Raw genomic sequence first — 19,383 nt, 5'->3', positions numbered from 1 at the left:
TGGTCAGGCCGTTTCCAGACGCTTCATGCGGTCGAGTACGTTCTCGGCAGTCGGGTTCGCGAGGTGGTCGATGACCGAACCGTCGGCGAGGAACACGACGCGGTCTGCGTAACTGGCGGCGCGGGGATCGTGTGTGACGATCACGACGGTCTGATCGAACTCGTCGGCGGCAGCGCGGAGGATGCTCAGCACCTCACCGGACGACCGGGAATCGAGGTTGCCGGTCGGCTCGTCGCCGAAGACGATGTCGGGTCGGCCGGCGAGCGCACGTGCGCACGCGACGCGCTGCTGCTGGCCACCGGACAGTTCGCTCGGCCGGTGGCCGAGACGGTCACGTAGGCCGAGTCGGTCGACGACGGTGTCGAGCCACTGCGGGTCGGCCTTGCGCCCCGCGATGTCCAGCGGCAACGTGATGTTCTCCAACGCCGTCAGCGTGGGCACGAGGTTGAATGACTGGAACACGAAACCGATTCTGTCCCTGCGCAGTCCGGTCATCTGCTTGTCGTCGAGATTCGTCAGCTCGGTGTCACCGATCGTGACCGTTCCCGAGGTGGCCGTGTCGAGACCTGCGAGGCAGTGCATCAGCGTCGACTTGCCCGACCCCGACGGGCCCATGATCGCCGTGAACTCGCCGCGGGCGAACTCCACCGTCACGTCCCGCAGCGCGTGGACCTGAGTGTCGCCGGAACCGTAGGTCTTGGTGAGGGCACTCGCCCGGGCGGCAGGCGCTGAACCTGCGGAACGAGCTGAGAGGCCGGTGTCAGTCATGGCATCAGTGTTTCAGTGTTTTCTGCATTTCCATATCGGGGAGACCACCCATCCGCCCCTAGTATGGAGAGATGCGCATCGGAGCACACGTTCGCGACAGTGCCGACCCGCTCGGTTCTGCGGCAAGCCTCGGGGTCGATTTCGTTCAGATGTTTCTGACCGACCCGCAGAAGTGGAACAAGCTGACACCGCATCCGCAGGGTGAGGAATTGAAGGCGAGTGACGTCGACGTCGTCGTACACAGTTCGTACGTTCTCAACGTCGCGAGCCTGAACAACCGGATCCGCATTCCGTCGCGTAAAGCGGTGATCGAGCAGGCGTCCGCTGCGGCCGACATCGGTGCCATCGGATTGGTCGTCCACGGCGGACACGTCCGCGACGGTGAGGACACCGCCAAGGGGTTCGAGAACTGGCGCAAGCTTTTCGAGCGTCAGGCCGACGACGGCGGTTTCGCGGTGCCGATCTTCATCGAGAACACCGCAGGCGGGGACTTCGCGATGGCCAGGCACTTCGACGACATCGCGCGGCTGTGGGATGCCGTCGGCGAATTCGGTGCAGGCTTCTGCCTCGACACGTGCCATGCATGGGCGGGTGGGGAGGAATTGGTCGGTGTGGTCGATCGGATCAAGGCCATCACCGGACGAATCGACCTGGTGCACTTGAACAATTCACGCGACGAGTTCGATTCCGCTCGCGACCGGCATGCAAATCTCGCCGACGGAACCATCGACGCGGATGTCCTGGTTGCAGTCGCGGAGGCGTCGGGTGCACCGGTGATTCTGGAGACTCCCGCAGAAGGTCTCGCGGCGGACGTGCAGTACCTGAAGTCGCTCTGAGGTTTCAGGTCCGAACGAATGCCGAGACGGTCTTTTCCCAGAACCGCTCGAAATCGTCGACGTCGGCGCGAGTGAAAACTCGGCTGTTCCATCGAAACTCGGCGTCGACCATGACTACTCCGTCGAGTTCGGACACACTGCACGTGACCGAGAGGTTGTGACGGAGGGGTTCGTCGTCACCGGGCGCGGCGATCGCTGCGGCGTCGGGCTCGAACGAGAACGCGATCTGCGCGCCGTGCTTGCGGGCGAGGGCGGGTGCACGCCTGGCGGTGACGTAACCCTCGCCGCCGTCCGGGACGGCGGCGATGCGGCGTCGAACTTCGGTGAGAATCGTGCCCGGCGCACCGGTCACCGGCAGCCGAACCGGGTACCGGGCAGAATCCTGCTCCACTGTGCTGCACGGAAGATCCACGAGAACTCCGGAAAAGGAGCACCGGCACCGGTCGCTCTGCCACGCGCCGACGGTGGCGGCGAGGACGGACAAAAGCGTCTCGGACGTCGGGTGCTCCGGTGCGGCCCACTGAGTGTGGGTTTCGGTGACGACGGAGGAGGAGACGGTGTCGATTCGTTCGTCGGTACGCCTGCTGCCGAAGGTGCGCTCCTCGGGCGTGAGGACAGCGACCCAGTACGGGGCCTCCACTGCAGATTGCCCGAGCATGCCGACACCACCTCGAAGTTTTCGTCTTACTGTCGCAAGCCTTACCTAACCTTGCGCCACTGTAGCCAAAGCACCGGGGATCGCCAAACGAGGGATCAGGAAAGCAGACGAGGAACGGTCGGCGCGGGAGGAAGTGCGCCGGCGTCGAGCTGGTCGAGTAGGCCTTCCGACCAGCTCAGCAGCCCGGAGATGTCGAGACCGTGAGGTGGGTCGAGTTCGTAGTCGCGGATCCGGTCGTGCCCCTGTCTCAGCAGGGACCTCGCGCCGACGACGTTGCCGCGGAGAACGTGCGTCAACCCGACGGCGAGCTGGGCGAGGCCCTGCCAGAGCCTGCGTTCCGGCTCGGGCGAGTCCTTCCACGTGCCTTCGAGGATTTCGTGCGCGTGGAACGGCATCGACGCGTCGAGCAGCTCCTGCGCTCGCGTGATGGCCTCGTCGGGAGGCAACCTCAGATCGTCGGGAATGCGTTCGACGCCGACGGCGCCCCGCGCGAGCGGCCTTCCCAGGCCGTCACGGGGGCGCCCGTTGAGCGGTTTGCCGGTGGCGTCGCGTTCACGGTCCGGCACTCTTGTCTCACACCTCGCTGGTAGATGCTTCCGCGGTTTTTCTCGGAGCCGTCGCGGCCGCCGAGTTCTCGCTCGCATGGATCGTTCGACTTGCCTTCGGATTCTGTGCAGGCTGCCGTCCGGACTGTCGCGCCGAGGTGATCGTCACGCCGATCAGGGCCAGCAGAGCGATCGCCGACACGGCAACCATCGTCAGCGATACTGCCACGTTGTCGTTGCCGAGCGCACCCACGACGGGAGCGATGATCGCGCCTGACCCGAACTGTGCCGCTCCAAGCAGTGCAGCGGCGGTGCCTGCTGCCTCACCGTGCCGTGAGAGGGCAAGGGCAGGCGCGTTGGGCATGACGAGGCCGACAGCACCGAGCACGAACCACAGCGGAATGAGGAACCCAAGGATTCCACCGACCCCGGCGACCGCGAGGATGGTCATGACCAGCGCTGCCACGACAGCCGCCGAGAGGGCGCTGATCACGATGCGCACGGGCGTGAAGTGTCCGAGCAGCACGACGTTCAACTGCGAGGCGCCGATCAGTGCAATCGCTCCGAGTGCGAACACGATGGCGAACTGCTGTTCGCTGAGACCGAACTCGTCCTGAAGGACGAAGGACGATCCTGCGATGTACGCGAACATGGCCGACATCGCGAGTGCTGCGACGAGCACGAGAACGACGAACTGTCCGTCGCGGACGAGACCGCCGTAGGTGCGTACGACGGGCATGACGCCTCCACTGCGACGACGCTCGGGTGGCAGGCTCTCGCGTAGGGAGAAGACGGCGAGGATCAGCAGCGCGACGCCGAGCACGGCGAGGACGGCGAACACCCACCGCCACGTTCCGACGATGAGAATGCCGCCGCCGATCGTCGGTGCGAGCACGGGCGCCACTCCCATGACCAGCATCAGACGAGACAGAACCGTCGCGGCCGCGCGACCGGTGAAGAGGTCACGAACGACGGCCATCGCGACGACGGCCGCCGCTGCCGCGCCCAGTCCCTGCAGGCCACGGAAGAGTCCGAGTACGGCCACGTTCGGGGCGATGACACACAGAAGCGACGCGCCGATGTGCACCGCGGTGCCGACGATGAGGGGAAGGCGTCGGCCGACGACGTCGGAGAGCGGCCCGATGACGAGCTGCCCGAGCGCTAGCCCGATCAGCGTTCCGGTGAGCGTGAACTGCACTGCAGCCGCAGAAGAATTCAGGTCGTCGACGATGGACGGCAGGGCGGGTAGGTACATGTCGATCGTCAGCGGCCCGAGTGCGATCAGTGCTCCCAGCACCAGAATGATTCTCAAGCGCTCGGCAGAGGTCGGTTCTGTGGATGCCACGGCATCGGTTGCTTGCGTCACCCAAGCGTCAGCAACCGATGCCGGCGTGTTGTTCCCGACTCTGCGGAAAAGTTCCCGGTGTGGCAGAGGTTACGTAATCGGGAAGGCCGGGAGCGGAGCCCGCAGGAGTGACCAGTTCGAAGGCCCGGCCGGCTCAGATTCGTCCGGATACCTCGGTGAGCCGCGCGATCTCGTCGGAGGCGAGCGACAGACGAAGGGCGTCGAGCAGAGCGGGCAGCTGGGAGATCTTGCTGGCGCTGGCGATCGGCGCGGTGACCGTCGGCTGTGCGAGAAGCCACGCGAGTGCGACGGTGGAGATCTCCGCGTCATGGGCGTCGGCGATCTCGTCCAGTGCGGTCACGACGTCGAGGCCCTTCTCGGAGAAGTATCCCGTGGCGAGCTGCTCACGTGCCTGCCCCTCCAAGTCCTCGCGGGTGCGGTACTTGCCCGTCAGGAAGCCGGCTGCGAGCGAGAAGTACGGGAAGACACCGAGGTTGTTGTCCGTGGCCAGTTGAGCGAGTTCGGTCTCGTACTCACGGCGCGTGACGAGGTTGTAGTGCGGCTGCAGGGCGATCGGCTTGGCGAAATCGTGCTCGTCCGCGAGCGACATCCATTCGCGGATGCGATCGGCCGAGTAGTTCGAGATGGCGACGTACCGCACCTTCCCGTCCTTGACGAGTTGGTCGAACGCGGCGAGTGACTCGACGAGCGGGGTGTTCTCGTCGTCGTAGTGGGCGTAGTAGACGTCGATGTGATCGCTCTGTAGTCGTTTCAGCGATGCCTCGGCGGCCGCGGCGATGTTCTTCGGGGCCAGACCCTTGAACTCCGGGTGCTGGCTCACCTTCGTGGCGATCACGACGTCGTCGCGGTTGCCTCGTGCGGCAGTCCACTTGCCGATGATCGTCTCGGATTCACCGCCCGAGTTACCGTCGGCGAAAGCGGAATAGGAATCTGCGGTGTCGATGAAGTTGCCTTCACCTGCCGTGAACGCGTCGAGGATCTCGAACGATGCTTTTTCGTCGCTCGTCCAACCGAAGGTGTTTCCGCCGAGAGCGAGGGGAAAGATGTCGAGGTTCGAATTTCCGATGGCGACCACGATGACTCCTTATCTAGGCAAACTAGTCCTGTGTGGCAACGCGGAAAGGGAGCCGAATTGTTCCGCGTGGCGCTCCGGAGGCCCTCGGGTTGCGTATCTAATGCCAGGTGTGGTCGACGAGCGGTGTGCGTGGCCCGAATTTCGGTTTGACTGCCCGGCCGCTGATCTGAAGGAGCTTGACGGCACGAAAGCGATGCGGTGCAAGCGGTTTCATGTATTCGATCATTCCGGCGTCGTCGAGGGGGCGACCGAGAAGCGACCAGCCGACCACAGCGGCCAAGTGGTAGTCGCCCACGGACAAGGCGTCGGGATCGCCGAAGGCACGTTGCGCGACTTCCGCTGCCGTCCAGATACCGACCCCGGGGACAGCCCGCAGGCGACGCGTCGCATCCGCGAACGACATCGAGGCCGCTTCCTCCATCCGCGGCGCTACCTGTGCGCATCGCACGATGGTCTTGGAACGTGCAGGATCGACGTTGGCGAGGTGGTACTCCCACGAGGGAATACGGCGCCAGACGTCCGGAGTGGGCGGAACGAACATCGGCTTCGGAGTCGGCCCAGGTGCCCGCTCGCCGAACTTCGTGACCAGCCTGCGCCACGACGAAAATGCGGACAATCCGTGTACTCGCTGCTCGAGGACTGCGGGCACCAGGGCTTCCATGACGAGTCCGGTCCGACCAAGGCGCAGGTGCGGATGCTGCCGGTGAGCTTCCTTCAACGTCGGATGCTCCGGCGCGAAGCCCGACGAGTCGTCCTCGCTGCCCAGTAGAGCGGGCAGAAATGCTGCGAACTCCTCGGCGCCGGGACCCCACGCCTGGCTCCGCACCGCGGTGCGCGAGACCGGAGTGAGCCGATACGTGACCGGGCCGGAGGGAAGACGCGACGCTCGCCAGACGCTGCCTGCGCTGTCCCGCTCGAATGTGGGGTCCCCCTTGCCCCTGCGTAGGTCCCGGAGGCACGCCATCGGGTCCAGCGGGGACGCCGACTCGTACACCGTCGAGACGTCACAGTCTTCGGCGGCCGATGAGAGGCCTGGCGTGGTCTTCGGGAACATCGTGCCGCCGACTTTATCCCCTCCGACCGACACGCCGGAATTGGATCAGGTCGCCGCGGCCTACGCGAATCCTCCGGCGACGGCGACGACCGTTCGGCCGGTGACACCCCCGCCGGAGATAGAACCGAGTGCACTCTCGACGTCCGACACCGGCACCTCGGTGGTGAGCGCCGACAGACGCTGCGGACGCAGCTCGGTTTCGAGCTTCTGCCACAGTGCCCGGCGCTCGTCGATGGGGAGCAGTACGGAGTCGATGCCGAGCAGAGACACGCCTCGGAGAATGAACGGCAGCACCGTCGTCGGCAACTGCGCGCCCCCGGTCAGGCCGCTCGCAGCGACAGCGCCGCCGTACCGGACCGTGCTCAGCGCATGTGCCAATGTCTTGCCTCCGACGCAGTCGACGACGCCGCCCCACTCCGCCCTGCCGAGCGGACGCGGCTTGGCGTCGGGATCCTCCGGCAGCCGGCCGATGACCCGCGTTGCACCCAGCTCTGTCAGCAGTTCGGTGGCGCCCTCCTTGCCGGACGATGCAACAACTTCGTAGCCTGCGGCCGAGAGGAGGTCGACGCTGACGGTCCCCACTCCGCCGCTGGCACCCGTCACCAACACCGGCCCGTCGGACGGAGTCACGCCCGCCGTCTGCAGTGCACGAACGCTCAGTGCCGCGGTGAAGCCCGCAGTGCCGATGGCCGCGGCGTCGCGCGTCGACAGGGTGTTCAACGGCACCACCCACTCGGCGGGAACGCGCGCGAACTCCGCGTATCCACCGTGCTGCGCAGTACCGATGTCGTACCCGTGCGCAACGACGCGCTGACCCACCTCGAACTCCGGCGACGTGGACTCCGCAACTGTTCCCGCGATGTCGATGCCAGGAACGATGGGGTACTCGCGGACGACTCCACCCTTCGGCGTGATCGCCAGAGCATCCTTGAAGTTGACCGACGAAAACTCCACCGCAATCGTCACGGACGGTCCCGACACGTCCGGCAGAAACGAAGCGTCGACGCGTTCACGCGAAAGCGTGATCCCGTCGGCTTCCCTTGCCACCAGTGCTTCGAACGACGACGGGGTGGAGTCTCCTGGTGCTGCAGTTGTCACGATTCGAGTCCTCGGTCGGTGCGAATGTGTGATCGACCCTGACGGGTGCGGTCTCGGATGCTTTCCCACACTACCCATTCGGACACCCTTACGGCCTCGAGCGGGGCTCGGCCCTCGAATTCAGAGGTCCGCCGGCTCCACTCCTGCCCTCCTCGGTCGTTCCGCCGGCTCCACTCCTGTCCTTCTGTTCGTTCCGCCGGCTCCACTCCTGCCCTCCCCGGTCGTTCCGCAGGCTCCACTCCTGTCTTATCCGGTCGTTCCGCCGGCTCCACTCCTGCGCGGCGCCTGTTGTTTGTCGGTGGGGCGAAGTAGGGTCCTTCCCGTGATCATCGTGAGTACTGACGGTTCGTGTCTGCGGAATCCGGGTGGCGCCATCGGCTGGGCCTGGGTCAACCACACGGGGCCGTCCAACTCCGGTGGAGAAGCGTCGGGAACCAACCAGATAGCCGAGCTTCGAGCGCTTTTGGAGGCAATCCTCGCTCATCCCGGTGACGAGCCGATGCTCATCGAGTCGGATTCGCAGTACGCCATCAAGTGCGCCTCGGAGTGGCTGCCGGGGTGGAAGCGCAAGGGCTGGAAAACCGCGGGCGGATCGCCGGTGCGCAACCTGGAATTGGTGCAGAGCATCGATCGAGCAATCACGGACCGCAGCGGACCCGTCCGATTCCGCTGGGTCCGTGGACATGTCGGCAACCACTTCAACGAGGCCGCCGACGCACTTGCCGGTGAAGCTGCCCGTGCCGTCGCCTCGGGCAAAGCGGGCCCCAGCAAACCTGTTGCTACCGCTGCCAGTGCGCCCGCTGCTGCCGCACCTGCCCGCAGCGAATCCCTCGACGAGGTCGCCACCCTCTTCTGAGGCTCGAGCCAGAGCTTGGCAGCGCTCGCACCTCAGTGTCTCGGGGCGATGCGAGCATTCGGTAGTTCGGGCGCAGGAAGTCTGAACCCCGGTATCCGGTACCCGTCGACCGTGCCGAACTGGTCGTCCCGTTCCGCATGCTCCGCTCCTGCCCAGGCCTCGCGGTAGGCCACGATGTCGTCGTGGGTGCGGCCCATGAAGTTCCACCACATCACTACTTCTTCGCCGAACGGTGGCCCGCCGAGTAGCAGCATTCGTGCATCATCGGTGCCCGAGTTCCGCAGGGTGATGGCGCGATTGCCGGGTTGGAGGTACCCCAATTCGGCTCGGGCAAGGGTGCCGGATTTCGCACCCTCGGTATCTGCGTGGTCAGCTGGGGCGACAGCCTCCACGTTCACCGAGCCCTGGTCGACGATGATGCCGTGCTCGAAGTCCTCGTCGACGTCGAGTTGGACGGCACTCCCTGCGGCAAGGACGATCTCGGCACCGAGGAGCGGTGTGAAGGTCGGGACGGGGGACGTCCGGCCCGCGAGAGATCCCAGGAACACTCGCAGCTCTGCTCCGCCCGTCGTCACGGCGTCGGGGACGTAGTGCTGAAAGTCCGGCGCCGTGAATCGAGCGGACCCGGGTAGTGCGACCCACAGCTGCATGCCGTGCAGAATTCGGGTGTTGTCGGTCGAGACCTCCGAGTGCGAAATTCCGCGGCCCGCGGTCATGAGGTTCAGCTCGCCGGGGTGGACGAGTGCGTGCGAGCCGATGCTGTCACGGTGCTCGATCTCTCCGGTGAACAACCAGCTCACGGTCTGCAGCCCGGTGTGGGGGTGCGGCGGGACGTCCATCCCGCCGGACGCGGCTACGTCGTCGGGACCGTAGTGATCGGCAAAACACCACGCGCCGATCAGGGTTCGCTGTTTCGTCGGTAGCGTTCGCCGGACGTTCATGGCGCGAGGGCCGCCGAGTGGAACGTCGCGTGGAGTGATGATCTCGAGGTTCATCGATAGCCGCCTGTCATGAGATGTCTTTCTGCGCGAGCCTCAGTTTGGTGCACAGTGCCGTCAGTGTTCGCAATTCCTCGTCGGTCAACGCGTCGCCGACGTATCTCCTGATGCGCGACGCGTGCTTCCGTCCGATCTCCCGTTGCACAGCGAGGCCGTCGTCGGTGAGGCCGACGACGGTTCCGCGTTTGTCGTTCGGGTCCGGTTCGCGTGTGACGAACCCGAGTTTCTCCAGCCGTTCACAGAGTCGACTGAGCGAGGGTTGCGTCAACAGGATCTCGGCGTTGAGGTCGTGTAGACGCGATTTCCGCGCCGGGCAACTGCTGAGCGTGAACAGCACGTCGTATTCACGCAGGCTGATCGGACCCCAGATATCGTCGGCGGTGAACTTGCGCATCAGCGCCACCTGGGAGCGAAAGAGCGACTCCCAGGCGACGACCGACAGTTCGGTGCTAGACGGCAACGGCGGTCTCCTTCTCGGCGAGCATGCTCGCGTGGGTGGGAGGGTTCTCGGGAACCCCGGCCGGTCGTCGTGCAGCGAACTCCGCGCGCAGTGTCGGCACGACGTCCTCGCCCAATAGATCGAGCTGCTCGAGCACCGTCTTCAGCGGCAGACCGGCGTGATCCATCAGGAACAGTTGGCGCTGGTAATCGCCGAAGAAGTCCGCGAACGCGAGCGTCTTCTCGATGACCTGCTGCGGCGAGCCGACGGTCAGCGGTGTCTGCTCGGTGAATTCCTCCATCGTCGGGCCGTGTCCGTAGACGGGTGCGTTGTCGAAGTACGGCCGGAATTCGTTCACCGCGTCCTGGCTGTTCTTGCGCATGAACACTTGACCGCCGAGGCCGACGATGGCCTGGTCTGCTCGGCCGTGTCCGTAGTGCTCGTAACGCTCGCGGTAGAGGTTGATGAGCTGGATGTAGTGCTCTTTCGGCCAGAAGATGTTGTTGGCGAAGAATCCGTCACCGTGGTACGCGGCGATCTCCGCGATCTCAGGGCTCCGGATCGAGCCGTGCCACACGAACGGTGGGATGTCGTCCAGCGGGCGAGGCGTGGAAGTGAAGCTGTCGAGCGGAGTGCGGAAGTTTCCCTTCCACGTCACGACGTCCTCGGTCCACAGCCGTCGCAGAAGCTGGTAGTTCTCGAGCGCGAGCGGAATGCCTTGCCGAATGTCCTTGCCGAACCACGGGTAGACGGGTGCAGTGTTACCGCGCCCCATGATCAGGTCGACGCGGCCGTCGGACAGATGCTGCAGCATCGCGTAGTCCTCGGCGATCTTCACTGGGTCGTTGGTTGTGATGAGGGTCGTCGACGTGGAGAGGATCAGGTTGTCGGTCTGGGCGGCGACGTACCCGAGCATCGTCGTCGGCGACGACGGCACGAACGGCCGGTTGTGGTGCTCACCGGTCGCGAACACGTCGAGACCGACCTCTTCGGCGTGCTTGGCGATGGTGACCATGGCCTTGATCCGCTCGTTTTCGGTGGGTGCGCGACCTGTCGTGGGGTCGACTGTCACGTCGCCGACGGTGAAGATTCCGAACTGCATGGTGTGCTCCCTGGCCGAATCCATCAAGCGCATTTTCATGCGTTTGCATTGACTTCTACTCCAACGGGGGTGTGGTCGGCAGTATTCCAGGCGCGTCCAGAAAAACTTTCGAAAAAGTTTCGATCCGGACCCATCCAGCCTTTCACCTGCGGCGAATGATGGATGAGACGCCCGCGGCTGCTGTCGCCCCCGACCGCCGTCAGCTGTGGGCGTCTCCCTTACTTCTCGGCTCCGCAACGTTCGATGCTCCGGAATGCCGAAGCTGACTCAACCGGCTCAGCGTTCTCTCCAGGTCGATACTCCCCGACGGGATCAAGCCGAAGGTCTCCCGTCGGCCGTCGGCGAACTTCTCCAGCGGGACCCGCGCCTGAAATCGAGTCCGGATGTCCGCGTCGTACAGGATGTCCACGAGGTTCGAGAATCTCCGAACAGCATCGTCCGACGCATCGGCCAGTGCAGGAATCTGCGTGATGGTCAGCTCCGCGCCCGCGTCGAGACGATCGACGACGGCCAGGTAATCGCCCGTCGACCTCGGGGCCTCGCAGAGGTCCACGAAGGATTCTCCTGCGGCAGATTCGGTGATGGACCAGCTTCCGGCTGTGAATCCCGAACTCTTCGGGACGGCATCGCCGAGGGTGCGGTAGTCCACGGGTCCGTCGACGCACACCACTCGGAGATTCGCTTTCAGAACCTCGATGGTCGGGACGAAGGCGTCGTGAAACAACGGGTTGGGCAGTAAGCCGTCGGGTGGGTAGTTGGACGTCGCGACAAGGGCGACGCCTTGGGTCACGAGGGCGTCGAGCATCCTGGCGATGAGCCGTGCGTCGCCGATGTCGTGCACGTGGAATTCGTCGAAGCACAGCAATCGGGTGCGGCCGAGTAACGCGTCGAGCGTCGGTTCGAGCTGAAAACGATGAACGAAGTACGACGCGTGCAGGTCGCGGAAGAAGGTGTGGAAGTGAAAACGTTTCTTCGGCTCCGGTGCGGCGTCGAAGTACTTGTCCAACAGCCAGGTCTTTCCGCGTCCGACGGGTCCCCAGAGGTACAGGCCGAGTTCCTCGGCTCGGGTGAGAATGTCCACGGCGGATCGCTGGGACGGGTCCAGCTCGAAGTCGGCAGCGAACGCATCACGGGATACCGGTGGCCTCATGAAGGGAACTCTACATATGTAGAGGGTTTCGCGGTACGATCGATGCCATGGACAGAAGATCCGCGATTGCGGACGCGGCGATCGACGTTATCGCCGACTCGGGACTCCGGGCACTGACCCACCGCAAGCTCGACGACGCGATGGCGCTGCCGGCCGGATCGACGTCGTACTACTTCCGATCGAAAGCCGATCTGTTCGCTGCCGTGATCGCCCGGATAACCGACACGTCGCGAGCCGAGTTCACCCAGATGTCGACCGTCGAGGGTGATCCGGTGGAGGTGACGGTGCGGTATCTGGACCATCTCGTCACGGAGCGGGCCGCCCAACTACGCGCCCGCCACGTGCTGATGCTCGACCCGACGGTGTCCGACGCCGACCGCGCCGCGCTGGCGGGCAGCCTGTTCTCGGGGCCTGGTGCCGTCGAACTGTTCGGTGATACCGACGTCGGTGCCGGCTACATCGCGTTGTGCGAGGGATTGGTGACGGTGGCTCTCGGGTCTCGCGCCGCACGCGCGGAGGTGTTCCGTGCGCCTGTAGTCACTTACCTGAAGGGTGCGGGGAAGCTCTAGTTCACGAAGTCGACGCTTCTCACCCCTAGCGTCGAATGTCATGCGACGACTACCAGGTGCCACGCTCGCCCTAACCGTGGTCGCACTGTCCATGCTGGCAGCGGTCACCTTCACTGCATGTTCGTCGGCCGAAGCGGACCGGTCGCCGGACCCTCGACCTCAGTCGTCGAACGGCGAGTTCGATCTACAGGCGCACCGGGGTGGACTCGGCCTCGTCTCCGAGAGCACCCTCGAATCGTTCACCACTGCACTGGAGCTCGGCGTGACCACGCTGGAACTGGACACGCAGATCACCGAGGACGGGATTGCCGTCGTCACCCATGATCGGCAGGTCTCGTCGAAGAAATGTCTGGACACGGCACCTGTCGTCGAGCAGGATCCCGAGTTCCCCTACGTCGGCAAGTACGTGAACACGTTGACTCTGGCGCAGATTCGGAGCCTGGACTGTGGGACGTTGCAGCTGGCGGACTATCCGGAGCAACGAACGGTGCCGGGTGCGCGGATGCCGACGTTGGCCGACGTTCTCGAACTTGCCGCCAGTGCCCCCGGGATCAAACTGAATGTCGAAACCAAGGTCGAAGCGGCAAGCCCGACGGAGACGGCACCTCGTGAGCAGTTCGTCGACACCGTTCTCGGCACCATCCGGGCCGCTGGGATGCTCGACAGAGTGACGATCCAGAGCTTCGACTGGGGCGCGCTGCAGCGGGTCCGGGAAGTGGAACCTGCGCTACCGACCGTCGCTTTGACGAACGGTGACTTTCTGCAGATCGGTCAGTCCGGGAGATCGCCGTGGCTCGGTGGCTTGGATATCGACGATTTCGACGGTGACCCGATTGCCGCAATCCGCTCGTTCGGCGCGTCCGGATTCTCGCCGGTTCAGGGAAATCCACAGAGCGGCAAGGTAAGTGACCCGGACTTCGAGCTGTACGTGACCCAGAAGATGATCGACGACGCCCATGCCGCTGGAATTCAGGTCATTCCGTGGACAGTCGACGACCCCGAGACCATGAACGTCTTGCTGGACATGGGAGTCGACGGGATCATCACCGATTACCCGGACCGGTTGCGCGCGGTGCTGAGCGACAGGGGTATGCCGCTACCCGCTCCGGTCAAGGTAGGCGGCTGACCCGCACGTCGGTGCGTCAGCCGAGGTCGTATACGACTCCGGTGAGTCGTTCACTAGCTTCCCAGAGCTTTTCGGCGAGCTGGCGGTCTTTGGCCTTGCCGGAGAGCTTTGCCGGTGCGGGAGCGCCACGGGACTCGAACAACCACTTCGGGCCTGTGTACGACCCCGGTCCACCCTTCTCGAGTGCGTGGAGGGTAGGAAGTGCGCCGGCTTTTGCGGACTGCGAGATGATCGGCAGCCCGACGGCCGCGACGAGGGACGCAATCTTGGAACTTCCCAGGCCGTCGGGACTCGAGTACAACTCGGTCGACGAAATGCCGGGGTGGGCGGCGTTGCTCGTGATGTCGATCTTCGCGGCATCGAGACGGCGCTGAAGTTCCAGTGCGAACAGCAGATTCGACAACTTGGAGTTGGCGTAACCCCGCTGCGGGTTGTACCCGCGCGTGGCCTGCAGATCGTCGAAATCCAGTTTCGGTGCTTGCTTGTGGGCGACCGAGGAGACGGTGACGACGGTGGCCTTGTCCGACGCGCGGAGCTTCGGAAGCAGGTGGCCGGTCAACGCGAAGTGGCCGAGGTGGTTGGTGCCGAATTGAAGTTCGAAGCCGTCGACGGTCTCGCGCCGCGTCGCAGGCATCATGACGCCTGCGTTGTTGATGAGGACGTCGACGCGGTCAGGAGCCGACGCCGCGAAATCACGCACCGAGCTCAGATCGGCCAGATCGAGTTCGGCAGTGTCCACGACGCCGCCGGTGCTGTTGGTTTCTGCGGCAATCTTGTCCGCCGCTGTCTTGGCCTTGTCCAGGTTGCGGCAGGCCAAGGTCACGTGGTCGCCTTGCTTCACCAACTGGAGCGCGGTGAAGTAACCGATTCCGGTGTTTCCGCCGGTGAGAATGACGCGTCGCTGTTTGTTGTCAGGCACCCGACCAGGTTACCGGCGAGTTTAGGATGTGGCCATGAATGAGCCGATCGACCACTTCCCCGCAGGCACCGGACGCCCCGCAGCAGGCGCATTCTTCGCCGCCGGTTTCACATCGCTGGAGGCGTTGGCCGGGCAGTCGGAATCGGAGCTCGCACAGCTCCACGGCGTCGGGCCCAAAGCGCTGAGCATTGTGAAGGCAGCATTGGAAGCGGAAGGCCTCGGGCTCGAACTTTAGACTGAGTCATTGCGCGGGCCCCACTCCTGAGCCCTTCTGCTCAGAACGGCGGTGGCCGGTGCTTCTCGCGTTCGGCGACCACGGCGCGATGCTCGAGGAACTTCTCGCGGAGGTACATCGCGTCGGCTCGGCGCTGCGGATCGTCGAGTCTCGCGATGTCCGCCAGACTTGGTGCGCCGCCGTCGGTGCGCGGATTCAGGAGCCTCCAGAGTTGGCAGTCCTCATCCGTGATGTTGGCTTCCCACCACGTGGGTTCGTACAGTTCGTCCGGCGGGTCGGGTAAGTCGTCGTGGCGGTCGATGTTGTTGCGGGTGTCGGATCGACGGGATGCGCCCCTCGACGTCGGTTCGGACGGCATGCGGAATGGACGGACGTGGACGAAGTCCCCGGGGATGTCGACTGTTCCGAACGCGGGTGGGGTTATGTGCTGCAGCCCAGCCCCTGAGCGCCAATAGATTCCGTCCCCGGCGAGCTTGGTGCACGCCCACAGTCTCAGAGTCTTGGCCTGATGGTGGTACGGGCACAGTGGATGCAGATTTCCGAGAACGGTCCAGCCTCCGGACATCGGATCTCGATGATCGAACGGAACGATGTGGTCGATGTCGCAACGGGCAGCCGGTACCCCACAGTTGGGGAACGTGCAGGTGTGATAGCTCGCGCGAACCAGCGCGACCAGAGCGGCGCTCGGCCGGTAGGTGAGAGCTCCGGGCGGAGGCGTGCAGAATCCTCCATGTCCGTCGGGGTGCAGGCCCTCGGCGAGCGACGGGTCGAGTGCAACAGCGTCCATGAACGCAGCAATCGCCGCGGACAGCGCTGCTTCTTCCCCGATCGCCGACGCATGCGGGTTCTCCTTCGCCCGCTGCGTAGGAGTCGGCAGAGGCGCTGCAGGACGTGTTCGGCCGCGCGCGACAACCCGCCGAGCACGAGCAGCCCTCCGTCGACTGCGCCGTACTGGATCTTGCTCCGGTGGTCTGGAATTCGGTGTAGCAGGAGGCTCGGTACCACCATCGTTGTTACCGAGACCGTCGTTGTCACCGAGGCCGTCGTTGTTACCGAGACCATCGTTGTCACCGAGGCCGTCGTTGTCACCGAGACCGTCGTTGTTACCGAGATCGTCAGTCGCGCCATCGATGTCGAGGCCGCGACGTTCGCGTGCGGCGGTCAGGGTTTCGGTGAGCAGGACCTGCCAGCGAGAGTCGGTGGCGAGGAGTCGGACGGTTTCCGCGTCCAGAACTGTGCCGTCGGACAGTGTTGCCGGCTCTTCGTTCAGTCCGAGCAGGGTTTCGATGTCGATGTGAATGTTCAGCAGGTGTGGTCGCCGGTTGGGGTTCTTGGCATCGACTCCCCGAAACGGGCATTGCTGGCTCCCGCAACGGCATTGGAGCGCATCTTCTCGGTGGATCAACGCAAGCAGGGCGTGTCCGCGTAGTTCTCTCTTGGTTCGTGGATCTTTCGGGCAAACGGTGGCTACGTACTCGTCGAGGAGGGCGTCGCATTCAGCGCCCTCGAGCACGCTCATCTTGGACACCAGGGTGGCGATGCCGGAGTCGTTGCGGCGAATCTCGGCGCATCGTTCTTCGGCGAGCGCAGCTTTCTGTGCAGCCGCGGCCTCGTCAGGGTCGTATTGGAACCAGCGGCGCCAGATGTTCTCCCGCAGCGCTTTCGGAGCACATCGCTGTGCAGCGGCGAGAATGTCTGCCTCCAGAGCTGACACAGTCTCGTCGCTGGCGCGGAGCAGGGTCAGAACTACCGTTCGGACACGGCCGTAGTCGAGGTCCCCGGCCGTGAAGGCGGCATCGATTGCCGGCAGACGCCAGAACAGATGGTTGGCGACAACGATCATCTGGCGCGCAACAGTTCGTGTCGTCGACATGGACACTGCTGCTTCGTATTCGACTGTGTGTCGGGCGCGATCGACGTTCGGTTCCTCACTGCCGTGCTCGGCCCCCAGCGCATGGACGTCCATCTCTGCGCACAGTCGTATCTCGTAGAGATCCTGCAACTCGTGAATCACCACTGCCGACGCTCGGTTCTCTGCCCGCCGTCCATCCGACAGGCGCGTCAGTGACCGCGATGCCGCACTGTCTGCATCGGATCGAACCTGCGTGGAGCCCCCCGGCTGTGCCATGCCACCTAGAGTAATCGAACATATGTTCGAACGCAAGGCCGACGATGCCTCTCTTAATCTTCTTTCTCGGCCCCGCATCGGTGTGGTCGGGTCGTCTGCTCCGGTATGGCTCCCGCAACCTGGCTAACCTGAGGCGATGACCAGTACAGGCGTTGTCAGGGAGTGGTATGCCGACGAAGGATGGGGCGTTCTCGCCTCCCTGGACACTCCCGGCGGCTGCTGGGTTCACGTCAGCATGCTGTGGGCCATCGCGCTGCCTCCTGCGCGCGAGAACGAGTCCATTCATATCACCGGTTCCAGTGTTGACGCGGTCGTGGGGGAGACCGTGGATTTCGAGTGGGAACAGGTGAGACAGGACGGTTACGACTATCGCGGAATCAGCGTGAGGCCTCGTCGAGATGGCCCCGAACGGACCATTCGCTGGGAGTACGGAGGCGATCGCCGTCATTCGGGGGTGGAATTTCGGACCGCTCCGCGGCTGCAGGAATAGACGGATGAAATTATCCGACGTGCGTCCACGCGAGCCGACGATCACGGCCTAGCCTGATGCGGGCGCACGGTAGAACGTCCCGCCGGCGGGGCTGACTTGGTTCGCAATGTTGGCTGTCACCAGTATTTGGCCCAATCCGGAGTGGACATCGGTTCGGTATCCATCGTTGGTAGGTATCACCCCCAGAAGTGCCTCTGCTGTCCCTGGATTCGCCAGGCGGGTTTCGTCAGCAGATGCACCTGTGGATTTGTAGAACCCGATCCTGATTCCGGCTGCCTGTAGTCGCAGTGGTCGCTCCTGAGGTGCCCGTGTGAGACGCTGGGGTGCATGGTGAGCATGGGGGCGTGGTCGCTGGCGGACAAGGCGTCGAGGCTGGGGTGGAAGACGGTCGGCCGACGGGTCGACCTCGACGGCGACCAGTCGTGGTTGCGGGGGCCGGTATCGGGTCCGGGCGTCGTTCGGGACAGGTGGCTGCAGCAGGAGGCGGAGCGCATCGGTGGGCGCGTCGTACCCGGTTCCTCGTCGGACGGGTTGCTGCACAGCTTCGACGCGCTGGCCGGTCCGCAGTTCGACCCGAGCGCGATCGATCCGCGCATTCGCGAGTTCTACGAGCACACTGCTCGTTGGCGCATGGATGCGTGGACGCAGTGGACGACGGGCTTCGGGCTACCCGGTGCGGCCATCGAAGCGATGTACGGCAAACGTGTGCAGCAGCTTGCTCTTCCGGTGCAGCCGCTGGCGGTGGCGCACGGTGTGGACAGTGAGGTCACGGAGATCGTCGACGCCGACGGCCGGCACGCCGGCTCAGCCTGGTTGCGAACTCTGCGGAAGACCGGCGACTACATGTACAGCGGTTACTACCGCGCCACGACCCTGCCCTCGGCTTCGAGTCCGAGCGTCCACGTCACCTTCCCGTTGGAGGACGGTAACGTGCAGGTCTTCCTGAAACCGACTGTCGGTCCACATGGTTCGCTGATTCTGACGTCCCCGTCGGGCAAGTTCGGGGCGGACGGCGCCTACACGGTCGTGTTGGACAAAGGTGCTTGGTACGCGGCCAGAGCGCCTATCCACGAGGTCTTCCATGTCTACGTCGACGAGGAGGGGGTGCTGCGGACCGATCACGTGCTGAAACTGTGGAACGTGACCGCTGTCCGGCTGCACTACCGCCTCACGCCCCTCGGCTGATCTCAGGTCCGATGTCCGCGCCTTCCCTCGACGAGATCGTTCGGATGTTGCGCGCCGCGGGCTGCGTGTTCGCGGAAATCGAGGCTCGGCTACTCGTCGATGCGTTCGGTGTGAACGCGCTTGAAACCGCTGTCGCACAGAGAGTCGACGGCATGCCCCTGGAACAACTTCTCGGTTGGGCAGAGTTCGCGGGTCTGCGGGTGTCGGTAGCGCCCGGCGTGTTCGTGCCGCGTCGCAGAACCGAGCTGCTCGTTCACGCCGCGGTCGATGCGGAGCCCTCGGTGGTGCTCGACATCTGTTGTGGTTCCGGGGCAGTCGCCGCCGCGATCGCACACGAGCGGCCCGGGGTGGCGCTGCATGCCTCCGACATCGCACCTGCCGCAGTTCGCTGTGCGCGTCGGAATCTGGAACCCGTCGGCGGTCACGTCTACGAGGGGGACATGTACAGCGCTCTGCCACCACACCTTCGGGGGACCGTCGACGTCGTGGTCGCCAATGCCCCGTACGTTCCGACCGACGCCATCGGTTCCATGCCGTCCGAGGCGAGGGACCATGAGCCCAGAAATGCTCTCGACGGCGGTATCGACGGCCTCGACCTCCAACGGCGAGTGGCCGACGGGGCGAGGGAATGGCTTGCTCCAGCGGGCCGCATCGTGGTCGAAACCAGCGTCCGGCAAGCGCAGGACACGGCGGCGCTCGTCGACGCGGCGGGATTCGACGCGGAGATCGTCAGATCCGAGGAACTGGACGGGACAGCGGTCGTCGGGCGCAGTCGCCGAGGATGAT

The 19,383-nt window shown here is 64.6% G+C and carries 21 protein-coding genes; 8 read left to right on the top strand and 13 right to left on the bottom strand.

Features of this window, described 5'->3' with window-relative positions; translation table 11 throughout:
* Positions 1 to 3: 3 nt before the first annotated feature.
* On the bottom strand, positions 4 to 768 hold the full coding sequence (locus CH293_RS08940) for an ABC transporter ATP-binding protein (protein WP_037109543.1): 765 nt from the start codon (positions 766 to 768) through the stop codon (positions 4 to 6).
* A 71-nt stretch (positions 769 to 839) separates the two neighbouring features.
* On the opposite strand from CH293_RS08940, the gene CH293_RS08935 reads away from it, so the two are divergent.
* Positions 840 to 1,604, top strand: coding sequence for a deoxyribonuclease IV (locus CH293_RS08935; protein ID WP_037109540.1), 765 nt, complete (start codon positions 840 to 842; stop codon positions 1,602 to 1,604).
* A 4-nt stretch (positions 1,605 to 1,608) separates the two neighbouring features.
* On the opposite strand, the gene CH293_RS08930 is transcribed toward CH293_RS08935, so the two are convergent.
* From CH293_RS08930 to CH293_RS08905, 6 genes are all read right to left on the bottom strand, one after another.
* Complete coding sequence (locus CH293_RS08930) at positions 1,609 to 2,262, bottom strand: hypothetical protein (RefSeq protein WP_094720003.1); 654 nt, start codon at positions 2,260 to 2,262, stop codon at positions 1,609 to 1,611.
* A 95-nt stretch (positions 2,263 to 2,357) separates the two neighbouring features.
* Positions 2,358 to 2,828 carry a DUF309 domain-containing protein gene (locus CH293_RS08925; RefSeq protein ID WP_094720002.1) on the bottom strand — a complete coding sequence of 157 codons (471 nt, stop codon included), beginning with the start codon at positions 2,826 to 2,828 and terminating at the stop codon, positions 2,358 to 2,360.
* 7 nt (positions 2,829 to 2,835) lie between these two features.
* Complete coding sequence (locus CH293_RS08920) at positions 2,836 to 4,173, bottom strand: multidrug effflux MFS transporter (protein ID WP_094720001.1); 1,338 nt, start codon at positions 4,171 to 4,173, stop codon at positions 2,836 to 2,838.
* 133 nt (positions 4,174 to 4,306) lie between these two features.
* Entirely contained in the window at positions 4,307 to 5,248 is a 942-nt protein-coding gene (locus CH293_RS08915; protein ID WP_094720000.1) for an aldo/keto reductase, read from the bottom strand.
* Positions 5,249 to 5,345: 97 nt separating this feature from the next.
* Positions 5,346 to 6,212 (bottom strand): DNA-3-methyladenine glycosylase, encoded by an 867-nt coding sequence (locus tag CH293_RS08910; RefSeq protein WP_241483763.1) that lies wholly within the window; start codon positions 6,210 to 6,212, stop codon positions 5,346 to 5,348.
* A 150-nt stretch (positions 6,213 to 6,362) separates the two neighbouring features.
* Positions 6,363 to 7,400, bottom strand: coding sequence for an acryloyl-CoA reductase (locus CH293_RS08905; protein ID WP_094719998.1), 1,038 nt, complete (start codon positions 7,398 to 7,400; stop codon positions 6,363 to 6,365).
* A gap of 322 nt (positions 7,401 to 7,722) precedes the next feature.
* Between CH293_RS08905 and CH293_RS08900 the strand changes: the two genes are divergently transcribed.
* Positions 7,723 to 8,256 (top strand): ribonuclease H, encoded by a 534-nt coding sequence (locus tag CH293_RS08900; protein ID WP_037109522.1) that lies wholly within the window; start codon positions 7,723 to 7,725, stop codon positions 8,254 to 8,256.
* A 32-nt stretch (positions 8,257 to 8,288) separates the two neighbouring features.
* On the opposite strand, the gene CH293_RS08895 is transcribed toward CH293_RS08900, so the two are convergent.
* The 4 genes from CH293_RS08895 to zapE form a co-directional block, all read right to left on the bottom strand.
* On the bottom strand, positions 8,289 to 9,251 hold the full coding sequence (locus CH293_RS08895) for a pirin family protein (protein ID WP_094719997.1): 963 nt from the start codon (positions 9,249 to 9,251) through the stop codon (positions 8,289 to 8,291).
* 13 nt (positions 9,252 to 9,264) lie between these two features.
* Positions 9,265 to 9,657, bottom strand: coding sequence for a MarR family winged helix-turn-helix transcriptional regulator (locus CH293_RS08890; RefSeq protein WP_094720098.1), 393 nt, complete (start codon positions 9,655 to 9,657; stop codon positions 9,265 to 9,267).
* Between the two features lie 46 nt (positions 9,658 to 9,703).
* Positions 9,704 to 10,795, bottom strand: coding sequence for an LLM class flavin-dependent oxidoreductase (locus CH293_RS08885; RefSeq protein ID WP_037109517.1), 1,092 nt, complete (start codon positions 10,793 to 10,795; stop codon positions 9,704 to 9,706).
* A 199-nt stretch (positions 10,796 to 10,994) separates the two neighbouring features.
* Complete coding sequence (gene zapE / locus CH293_RS08880; RefSeq protein WP_255122772.1) at positions 10,995 to 11,945, bottom strand: cell division protein ZapE; 951 nt, start codon at positions 11,943 to 11,945, stop codon at positions 10,995 to 10,997.
* A 47-nt stretch (positions 11,946 to 11,992) separates the two neighbouring features.
* Here zapE and CH293_RS08875 point away from each other — a divergent pair, with 47 nt between their 5' ends.
* On the top strand, positions 11,993 to 12,514 hold the full coding sequence (locus tag CH293_RS08875) for a TetR/AcrR family transcriptional regulator (RefSeq protein WP_094719996.1): 522 nt from the start codon (positions 11,993 to 11,995) through the stop codon (positions 12,512 to 12,514).
* A 40-nt stretch (positions 12,515 to 12,554) separates the two neighbouring features.
* Entirely contained in the window at positions 12,555 to 13,640 is a 1,086-nt protein-coding gene (locus CH293_RS08870; RefSeq protein ID WP_094719995.1) for a glycerophosphodiester phosphodiesterase family protein, read from the top strand.
* A 16-nt stretch (positions 13,641 to 13,656) separates the two neighbouring features.
* Here the strand turns inward: CH293_RS08870 and CH293_RS08865 are convergent, their stop codons facing one another.
* Complete coding sequence (locus tag CH293_RS08865; protein ID WP_019666946.1) at positions 13,657 to 14,559, bottom strand: oxidoreductase; 903 nt, start codon at positions 14,557 to 14,559, stop codon at positions 13,657 to 13,659.
* Positions 14,560 to 14,593: 34 nt separating this feature from the next.
* Here CH293_RS08865 and CH293_RS08860 point away from each other — a divergent pair, with 34 nt between their 5' ends.
* Positions 14,594 to 14,794 (top strand): DNA-binding protein, encoded by a 201-nt coding sequence (locus tag CH293_RS08860; RefSeq protein ID WP_037109510.1) that lies wholly within the window; start codon positions 14,594 to 14,596, stop codon positions 14,792 to 14,794.
* 40 nt (positions 14,795 to 14,834) lie between these two features.
* Here CH293_RS08860 and CH293_RS08855 read toward each other — a convergent pair whose 3' ends face one another.
* Positions 14,835 to 16,922 (bottom strand): HNH endonuclease signature motif containing protein, encoded by a 2,088-nt coding sequence (locus CH293_RS08855; RefSeq protein ID WP_094719994.1) that lies wholly within the window; start codon positions 16,920 to 16,922, stop codon positions 14,835 to 14,837.
* 136 nt (positions 16,923 to 17,058) lie between these two features.
* On the opposite strand from CH293_RS08855, the gene CH293_RS08850 reads away from it, so the two are divergent.
* The 3 genes from CH293_RS08850 to CH293_RS08840 all read left to right on the top strand — a co-directional run bounded on the left by CH293_RS08850 (position 17,059) and on the right by CH293_RS08840 (position 19,382).
* On the top strand, positions 17,059 to 17,412 hold the full coding sequence (locus CH293_RS08850) for a hypothetical protein (protein ID WP_094719993.1): 354 nt from the start codon (positions 17,059 to 17,061) through the stop codon (positions 17,410 to 17,412).
* A gap of 327 nt (positions 17,413 to 17,739) precedes the next feature.
* Entirely contained in the window at positions 17,740 to 18,597 is an 858-nt protein-coding gene (locus tag CH293_RS08845; protein ID WP_094719992.1) for a hypothetical protein, read from the top strand.
* Positions 18,598 to 18,608: 11 nt separating this feature from the next.
* The gene (locus tag CH293_RS08840; RefSeq protein WP_094719991.1) at positions 18,609 to 19,382 is read left to right on the top strand and encodes a putative protein N(5)-glutamine methyltransferase; all 774 of its coding nucleotides are present in this window, start codon (positions 18,609 to 18,611) and stop codon (positions 19,380 to 19,382) included.
* Position 19,383: the final 1 nt, after the last annotated feature.

This window comes from Rhodococcus sp. 14-2470-1b, assembly GCF_002259415.1.
In the GTDB taxonomy this organism is placed as follows: Bacteria; Actinomycetota; Actinomycetes; order Mycobacteriales; family Mycobacteriaceae; genus Rhodococcoides.
This window is presented reverse-complemented; position numbering and strand designations above follow the sequence as displayed.

Excerpts from the sequence above, each read along its gene's own strand:
- CH293_RS08940 (WP_037109543.1), bottom strand. The coding sequence starts at position 768 with ATGACTGACACCGGCCTCTCAGCTCGTTCCGCAGGTTCAGCGCCTGCC.
- CH293_RS08935 (WP_037109540.1), top strand. The coding sequence starts at position 840 with ATGCGCATCGGAGCACACGTTCGCGACAGTGCCGACCCGCTCGGTTCT.
- CH293_RS08930 (WP_094720003.1), bottom strand. The coding sequence starts at position 2,262 with ATGCTCGGGCAATCTGCAGTGGAGGCCCCGTACTGGGTCGCTGTCCTC.
- CH293_RS08910 (WP_241483763.1), bottom strand. The coding sequence starts at position 6,212 with ATGGCGTGCCTCCGGGACCTACGCAGGGGCAAGGGGGACCCCACATTC.
- CH293_RS08895 (WP_094719997.1), bottom strand. The coding sequence starts at position 9,251 with ATGAACCTCGAGATCATCACTCCACGCGACGTTCCACTCGGCGGCCCT.
- CH293_RS08885 (WP_037109517.1), bottom strand. The coding sequence starts at position 10,795 with ATGCAGTTCGGAATCTTCACCGTCGGCGACGTGACAGTCGACCCCACG.
- zapE (WP_255122772.1), bottom strand. The coding sequence starts at position 11,945 with ATGAGGCCACCGGTATCCCGTGATGCGTTCGCTGCCGACTTCGAGCTG.
- CH293_RS08875 (WP_094719996.1), top strand. The coding sequence starts at position 11,993 with ATGGACAGAAGATCCGCGATTGCGGACGCGGCGATCGACGTTATCGCC.
- CH293_RS08870 (WP_094719995.1), top strand. The coding sequence starts at position 12,555 with ATGCGACGACTACCAGGTGCCACGCTCGCCCTAACCGTGGTCGCACTG.
- CH293_RS08860 (WP_037109510.1), top strand. The coding sequence starts at position 14,594 with ATGAATGAGCCGATCGACCACTTCCCCGCAGGCACCGGACGCCCCGCA.
- CH293_RS08855 (WP_094719994.1), bottom strand. The coding sequence starts at position 16,922 with ATGGCACAGCCGGGGGGCTCCACGCAGGTTCGATCCGATGCAGACAGT.
- CH293_RS08850 (WP_094719993.1), top strand. The coding sequence starts at position 17,059 with ATGACCAGTACAGGCGTTGTCAGGGAGTGGTATGCCGACGAAGGATGG.
- CH293_RS08845 (WP_094719992.1), top strand. The coding sequence starts at position 17,740 with ATGGTGAGCATGGGGGCGTGGTCGCTGGCGGACAAGGCGTCGAGGCTG.
- CH293_RS08840 (WP_094719991.1), top strand. The coding sequence starts at position 18,609 with ATGTCCGCGCCTTCCCTCGACGAGATCGTTCGGATGTTGCGCGCCGCG.